This is a genomic window from Pseudomonas sp. FSL R10-0399, assembly GCF_009600165.1.
Taxonomy (GTDB): Bacteria; Pseudomonadota; Gammaproteobacteria; order Pseudomonadales; family Pseudomonadaceae; genus Aquipseudomonas; species Aquipseudomonas helleri.
The window spans coordinates 1-841 of the sequence record NZ_WIWK01000274.1; the positions used below are offsets into that span (position 1 = coordinate 1).

1 protein-coding gene and 1 pseudogene are annotated in these 841 nt (G+C 63.9%); both read right to left on the reverse strand.

Going from position 1 to position 841, the window contains the following annotated elements; translation table 11 throughout:
* Positions 1 to 189, reverse strand: a pseudogene (locus tag GHO41_RS29395) (LLM class flavin-dependent oxidoreductase); the annotation flags it as partial.
* On the reverse strand, positions 179 to 841 hold a 663-nt coding region (locus GHO41_RS29400), incomplete at its 5' end, for an LLM class flavin-dependent oxidoreductase (RefSeq protein ID WP_153435357.1). The gene GHO41_RS29400 and the pseudogene GHO41_RS29395, both read right to left, overlap by 11 nt.

Below are 841 nucleotides of genomic sequence, written 5' to 3' on the forward strand. Positions count from 1 at the left end.
ATGTGCGCACAGCGCGGCGGCCACGCCCAAGCTATCGGCACACTGGGAGCCGCCGGGAATCCACAGGCCATCAACGCCTGCGTATTCGACGGCCTGGGCCAACTGAATCCAGTGTCCTGGCTGCGCCGTCCAGTCGGGCGCCGCGCCCGCTGCGCAGAGCGGCAGTTGCCAGCTGAATTCAAGAGGCATGGGCAGGTTCCGTAACGGGGTGGACGCTGGCGCTGAAACGGTTGCCCGGTCGCGGCAGGCCCAAGTGCTCGCGCAGGGTGCTGCCGCTGTAGCCGTGGTGCAACAGCCCGCGGTGTTGCAGCAATGGAATCACATGCTCGACGAAGGTGTCGATGGTGTCGGGCGCGTCTGTGAACAGCACATTAAAACCATCGCAGGCGCGGGTCTGGAACCCGTTTTCTAAGTGCTCGGCGATGTCATTGGGTGTGCTGCCCAGCGGGTTGACCGTGGTCAGAATCTTGAGGTGTTCAGGGTTGCGGCCCAAGGCAGCGGCACGCTGTTTGATGTCGTGATAGAAGGCTTGGGCAGCTGGCAGGTCGCGGTACTCGGCGATGATCACGTCGGCCACACGAATGGCCAAGGTTTTGTCTGCTTCTGATGCGAGGGTGTGCACCCGCAGCGGGTGGCCTTGCGGCGGGCGGGCGACGTTCAGCGGGCCGCGCACCGAGAAATGTTCGCCCTTGTGGTTGAGGGTGTGCAGTTTGCCGGGGTCAAAATAGCGGCCGCTGGCTTTGTCACGGATAAAAGCGTCGTCGTCCCAGCTGTCCCACAGATCATTCACCAGGTCGTGGCGCTCGTTTGCGCGCTGGCTTGACGGCTCGCGGGCAACGCC